Below are 6,008 nucleotides of genomic sequence, written 5' to 3' on the forward strand. Positions count from 1 at the left end.
CCGCCGTCTGGATCAATCCGCCCAACAACAAGCTCCAACTCCAAGCTTAATCTATCGCTCCGGCTGTCTCACATTCGTTGACACGCTCCGGAGGAGGTCAAGGCGTTCGTCTCCGCTTCGCATTCGACCGTCCGCCTGAGCTACGGCCGCCTGCCGAGGGTCTTCCTGCGGCAGTGCGTGTTCATGGGCACGACCAATCAGGACTCCTATTTGGTGGACGACACCGGCAATCGGCGCTGGTGGCCCGTCCGTTGCGAAGTCGAGGAAATCGACACCGACCGGCTGAAGGAAGTCGTCCACCAGCTTTGGGCGGAAGCGCTGCATCTCTATCGCCAGATGCGGCAGGACCAGCCGGAAGGCACTCTTCCCCTTTACCTGACGGACCCCGAGGCCTGCCGGATCGCCGGTGAGGTTCAGGAAAGCCGCCGCACGGTCAACGACACCGACGCCACCGCAGGCATGATTCAGGAGTGGCTTGATACCCCCGCTACACGGGGGCGGATGGATGAAGTGACCTACACCCGCATGACAACGTGCATCGCCCAAATCTGGAAAGAAGCGCTCGGGGGAAACAAGCCGCCCACCACCACGGAGTCGCGGATGATCGGCAAGAGCCTGCGAAAGATCGGGTGGGAAGCCCGCCGGAAGGTGGAGCGTTTTCCGGGGTATGGCGTCACGCAAATCTTCAGACGGACGCCCGCCGATCTTGCGCGGCTGAAGAAGCAGCGGCAGGACGACGACTTTGACGGGCTGGTGTAAGCGGAATCGAAATTTCTCGTTTACACCGCCCGAAGACGCTTAACGCTATGATTTCAATGTTGTTTTTACCTTCCGGTGGAGGGGCGCCGTAAGCGTAAGCAAGCGTTCCTATATAGGCGGCGGGGGATACGCGCGTTTTGCCGTTACACGGTAGGGGGTAGGCGTCACGGCAACCGGAGAAACCGTTTGTAGCCGTTGGGGATTATATTGCTTACATGCTTACAACAGGGGGAATAAACAATTGAAATCAAACGGTTAGGTCGTAATCAGCCACGCGTAATCATGGCGTAAGCAAACGGCACGGTTACACCCCGCCCACCGGTAAGCAACCGGGATTCTCAAATGATGATTTCCCGGAGAGACTACAAACTGTCGTGAACCGGGCCTCAGCGCACTCCCCGGTAGGGCACCCCCGCCCTCCAAGGACCCGAGCGACCATCGTGTCCGTTGGCAACCGCCTTCCCACAACGCCAGACGCGCGGGGCCGCCACTCACCCCATAAGGGGCAAACGCTGTTCCTCGCTCACCGTGGCATGGGTTGCCAGCACCCGCGAAAGAGGAATGACCTTCGTCCCGGCCCATCTGGCGGGCAGCAACAGGCGCACCGGCGCTTCCGGTCCGTTGTACAGCACGACCGCGTTCCCGGCGCCGAAATCTATCCGAACGAAAATCAGGTGATCGGCAATGCCTTCGCCGGGGGTAAAGGCTGGACCGGCTTTCGGAAGCCCCGTGGCCTTGATCTGCACCGATCGTCCGTCCGTCGCGTGCCCGTCAACACCGGGTGTCCGCCGTCGGCACAAGGTGATTCCGAAGGCTTCAGCCACCACCGCTTCGTCAATGTCCCCCACCAACTTGCCGTCAAGGGTGAACGTCAGTCCGGTATGGGCGAAGTCCTGGCACATGGCCCTGTGCGCCGCATAGAGTGCCTTCACCGGTTCAGGTAGGATGATCATGGGTCCGTCTTGAAGGCGGTCATTGCGGCGATCACGGAGCCCCGTCGTCTCGATCTTTGCGGAAATTTCGGTTTCTACAAGATGCGCCTATTGCGGCGGTCGGTGCTATCCAATCACGAAGCAGAAGTCGTGTTCGACCGTAGGAGAAGCCTTCGCGCCCCGGAAGCTGTTGGCTTGTGTTCTTTTGACAGGGGTCGTGACACCGTCATCGGCAGGCTTCACGTCGCGGCCCGTCGCGTCCTTCAGGCTCGCCAACAGGCTAGCGAACATCTCTTCCTTGGACAGCTTTCGTCCGCCGATCCGTACAACTATCCTCGCCTGCGGCGCCAGTAGCGGAGCGACTCCTTCCCACGCTTCCTTCAAAAAATTCCAGTAGAGCGTTTTACTGTAGTGGCGTCCGTCGTCGCGCGCTTGGGTGCTTTTGGGGTCTTCACCCAAGAACCAAAGGCGCAGCCACTGGTCTTCTCGATAATTGGTCGTGTCAAGATAAGGCGGCGAAGTGACGATGTCCGTCACCTTGCCTTCCAATTGGGGGAACGCGGTATTCGCTTTCCGAGCATCGGACTCGACGATCACCCCGCGACTATCTGGCGGGGGTGACCGAAAACGGAAATCGGCCATATTGCGCAGGATAGCGAACACATCGCGGCGCGGTGCGACGTACCCGTGTTTGCTCCACCAGCGCACGGAGTATACCGGTTTGGTGCTGATTGTTCGAGGCATCCTGTTGCTGAAGTAGTTCGGGCTCCGGTGGGATTCGCCGTGAAGGGCCCCGAGGCAGAGGGCGGCAATGAAACGGTCAGTGCGGTCATTCCGCCAGTCCAGATTAGCGCGAAGGAACCGCACTTCCTCATAGGTGTGCACGTGGAAACAGGCAGCGAAGAAGTCTGTCATTTCGTCGGTAAGGGTGGGCGGAGGAATAATCGAGAACAATGCTTCTAGTTCATCGAGCCGAACAAGAACTTCGTCGCGATCGGGTGGGTCGCACTTGGCGCCAGTAATGCAGATAGCTACCGGGTGAAGATCGCAACCGGCGGCTTCCCTGCCGTTCAACAATGCCTCAAATACTGTGGTTCCCCGACCGCAGAACGGATCGAATACCACTCCTTTGTAGCGGGAGGCGGCGAGGTGCTTCTCCACAAACGCTTCGGGGAACATCGCGAAATATGGGCAGATGGAATGGAAGCGATGTCTCATGCGGCTGCCGTTCCCCTTGTCGCATAAGCCTTCACCCAATCCACTGCCACGGGGAGTTGGTCGAAGGCTTCGATAGCCATACCTTGATCGTGGAGCCCTTGCGCTTCGGCTACACGAAGCGGGACCCGAAGACGATGAAGGACGTTCCCGAGAAGGCGGCAGTCGTCAACGAAATCGGCATCCGGGCGGGTAAACGGGATGATATGGTAGCACATCATCTGTGTCACCGGCTGCTGCCCAAACCACCGACTCGGAAAGACCTTCTCTAAGTGATTGCGAAGAGATTTGTCGCGCCAGTTGTTGCCCGTTGCGACTTGACCGGCTGCAAGCAGGAAGCCGGGTAAGCCGTCCCGGTGAAGACGAGCGGCGAACACATCTATCTGGTCATCTTGTGGCCTGGTGGGCGCCCCTATCGCGGGCTGTAAGATGCCGTCGCGAAAGACCCCCCAAATCTCGGCCAATTTCGCATGAAAGTTGGTCTTGTCCGGGCGGGGATGACCAAATGACCAAGCTCGGCCATTCACTTCGGCCGCCAAAGCTGCCGTAGCGAAGTACTGGAAATATTTCCGCAGTTCGATAACCTCTGCTTCGGAAGGGTAGACGGCCGACCCAACGAGGATTGGGGACACAGACTTCAGATGGGAAAGGATCAGCGAAAGGAGATAGGCCGCCTGCCCATATGTCGGCTCTTGACCGACGTATGTCAGGACATCCCCGCTTTCGTCCAAAGTAAACGGATATGCTTCCCCGAGCGCATCGCGTCGGACGTCGATTCTCCTGACCGCACCGGAGACAATTTCTTCCCTGTCGGTCATTTCTTCGTCTACGTCGCTGTAGTCTTCTTCGGCGCCTATCTCCGTCGCATTGATTAAGTCTTTTGTGAATGATCTTGATTGATCCGAAAAGAAAGCGGTCAATTCAAGGTAATCGGCCGCTAGATCAAAATTTGGATTCTTGGTGTCTATTTCGTCATGAGGAAAGTAAAGCTCAACTGCCACGGTCATCTCCCATGGCATCATGGTATTTTTTCCTCATTCTATCAAATATTGTCTGTGCCGTTTCGGAAACATCTTCTGCGATGTTCAGAAGCGATTGGTCCCGCCCGTCATAGCCACGCAAACTGTTCGCCGCCTCGCGGAGTGTGCTACGGGCTCGGATGAGCGATGCCGAGAGGGTTTCGTCAGCGGGCCGAGTGCTGGCGTGTGCTTCCGCCAGCGTGCCTCCAGCGCGGAGGATATGGAGACCTTCGGCGCTAGCGAGGGTTTCACCAAGGTTCTTGATGTCAGGATTCTGCGACTGAACGACCGGCTCCTTGTTTTCGTCCTTAGAGCCGTAAATCCACACCAGCACTTCCCGGAGCCGGTCCAACCTATCAGCGGGAACAGGATCGGGTTTGGGGTCATATCGGGACCATGCGGTCTCTAGCCCCAAATAGGTCATGTAAGGGGTCCGAGAGAGGGCTGTATATAGGTGAGAGAAGTTGAACTTGGTAATCTTCCGATCCAACAGCGAAAAGACGCTCTCGCGCTCGGCCTGCTCTAGCACGTAGATTGCCGCGACCATTCGTTTGATGGTGTCATGCCGATCGCCGATCTTCTCGGAAATTTCCTCAAGCGACACATTGCCTGACTTATACCACTCGGCCGCGAATTTCGCCTTGGCGTAAGACTCCCACTTCGCCGCACCGTTAATGTGCTTGAAGCCAATGAAAGACCGGGCCGAGTCGCGGTCGGGCACGCGATAAACGGATACCTCCGAGAGCGTCGTCAAGGTTGCGGGGGTTATCTCGGGGATACCGATTTTAAGGCGCTCATTCTTGGCGATGGCATCGACAAGCTCAGGCTCCAGAAATAACCGGATCGCCGCAAGCCGACGGTTGCCTTCAAGTACCGTGAACTTTTGGTCGGCAGGGTCTAGCCAGACAATCAGCGGTTCGATGTCCAGATACCCATTGGCCGCAAACGACTGAAGCAATTCACCCAATTCTTCGCCACGATAAAGCTGCGCGACGATACTTTCCTCTGTCGTGCGAGCGCTTATGCCTACCAGGCGCGGGTTCTCGCGGTCGAGCTTCAGCCAATCGACACTGACCTTTGTTGTGCCGTTAAGGGGCACGTCGGCTGGCTGTTGGATTGCAGTGTTGGTCATTTTTCTTGCTCCGCCGTGAGCGTCACGCCGCCGTCTACAAAGGTCGCCCCTGCCTCTTCGAGAACGCGTTGGATGTCGCGCACCGTGCGGTCATAGGGTGTTCTTCTTCCCTTCTCGAATTCCGCGATGGTGGCGGGTGCAACGTTCGCGCGATGCGCCAAGTCGGCTTGGCTGATATGCAACCCGGCACGTGCCATGCGGCACTGCTCTGGCGTAATAGTCACGTGCAAACCACTCCCACGTACCGCAGAAGAACTTCAAGATTATCGATTTTCAATAACATTGAAGGAATGCGGTGTCCACGATAAAGAAGGGTAGCAACGGGGAAATACGGGAAACTCCGAAGGGGATCGGCAGGGGGGGAGCGCGGGAGAACGTTGGTAGAATCGTTGGCATTATCAATTCGTGTGATTAGCTAAAACATTCATTTCGTTATTGAAAATTTACTCAATGTGGAGTCTACCGGGCCCACCATATTTCTCAAACAGTTAGACGCCACCGTATCCGAGGTGCCGTGCGAGATCTGGCGGTGCGGTTCCAATTCTGCCGGTGTCGAGGCCGTGTCTCCGGCATGGTAGCTCAGCGGATAGCGATTTTAAGGTTGCCGGAGCCCTGGGGCGCGTCCCCATAAATGGTTCATCTGATTGTCTTGATCTGATTCAATCTCTGTGAAAGGGGGCGTTACGCCGCACCGCCGGGCGAGGACGGCGAACATGCCGACGAACAGGCTGAACGCCGGTCGGCGCGCGCCCAGCATCACAACCGGACGCCGTCGGGGCCGAGCCGATCGTACTGTGAGAATCCGCATGGTACGCCTTTCCCGGCGGGTTTCCCTGGGGTGTGACGGGCTTCAAGCACCGGAGAGCTATGGCCGATTTTGGGTGACGCGGCTTGATCAAGCGGCGCGGTTGTCGGCGCCCTGCGTGGCGACGCCGTCTGTGAATGTGACGC

5 protein-coding genes and 1 pseudogene are annotated in these 6,008 nt (G+C 57.7%); 1 reads left to right on the forward strand and 5 read right to left on the reverse strand.

Annotation, left to right across the window (positions count from 1 at the left end; translation table 11 throughout):
• Positions 1-102 precede the first annotated feature (102 nt).
• Positions 103-759: pseudogene (locus VQ044_RS23465) on the forward strand (VapE domain-containing protein); the annotation flags it as partial.
• Between the two features lie 491 nt (positions 760-1,250).
• Here the strand turns inward: VQ044_RS23465 and VQ044_RS23470 are convergent.
• The 5 genes from VQ044_RS23470 to VQ044_RS23490 form a co-directional block, all read right to left on the reverse strand.
• On the reverse strand, positions 1,251-1,712 hold the full coding sequence (locus VQ044_RS23470; RefSeq protein ID WP_327649171.1) for a DUF6998 domain-containing protein: 462 nt from the start codon (positions 1,710-1,712) through the stop codon (positions 1,251-1,253).
• 105 nt (positions 1,713-1,817) lie between these two features.
• Positions 1,818-2,909 (reverse strand): DNA methyltransferase, encoded by a 1,092-nt coding sequence (locus tag VQ044_RS23475; RefSeq protein ID WP_327649172.1) that lies wholly within the window; start codon positions 2,907-2,909, stop codon positions 1,818-1,820.
• Complete coding sequence (locus VQ044_RS23480; protein ID WP_327649173.1) at positions 2,906-3,928, reverse strand: hypothetical protein; 1,023 nt, start codon at positions 3,926-3,928, stop codon at positions 2,906-2,908. Before VQ044_RS23480 ends, VQ044_RS23475 begins: the two co-directional genes overlap by 4 nt.
• Positions 3,897-5,057: a hypothetical protein gene (locus VQ044_RS23485; RefSeq protein WP_327649175.1), complete on the reverse strand. Its 1,161-nt coding sequence runs from the start codon at positions 5,055-5,057 to the stop codon at positions 3,897-3,899. The genes VQ044_RS23480 and VQ044_RS23485 overlap by 32 nt, the downstream gene beginning before the upstream one ends.
• Positions 5,054-5,254: a helix-turn-helix domain-containing protein gene (locus VQ044_RS23490; RefSeq protein WP_331827804.1), complete on the reverse strand. Its 201-nt coding sequence runs from the start codon at positions 5,252-5,254 to the stop codon at positions 5,054-5,056. The genes VQ044_RS23485 and VQ044_RS23490 overlap by 4 nt, the downstream gene beginning before the upstream one ends.
• Positions 5,255-6,008 lie beyond the last annotated feature (754 nt).

Origin of the sequence: Aurantimonas sp. C2-5-R2 (assembly GCF_036549495.1) — a bacterium.
Classification (GTDB): Bacteria; Pseudomonadota; Alphaproteobacteria; order Rhizobiales; family Rhizobiaceae; genus Aurantimonas; species Aurantimonas coralicida_A.

Bases quoted from the DNA above. Each gene is read 5' to 3' on its own strand.
- VQ044_RS23470 (WP_327649171.1), bottom strand. From the start codon at position 1,712: ATGATCATCCTACCTGAACCGGTGAAGGCACTCTATGCGGCGCACAGG.
- VQ044_RS23475 (WP_327649172.1), bottom strand. From the start codon at position 2,909: ATGAGACATCGCTTCCATTCCATCTGCCCATATTTCGCGATGTTCCCC.
- VQ044_RS23480 (WP_327649173.1), bottom strand. From the start codon at position 3,928: ATGATGCCATGGGAGATGACCGTGGCAGTTGAGCTTTACTTTCCTCAT.
- VQ044_RS23485 (WP_327649175.1), bottom strand. From the start codon at position 5,057: ATGACCAACACTGCAATCCAACAGCCAGCCGACGTGCCCCTTAACGGC.
- VQ044_RS23490 (WP_331827804.1), bottom strand. From the start codon at position 5,254: ATGGCACGTGCCGGGTTGCATATCAGCCAAGCCGACTTGGCGCATCGC.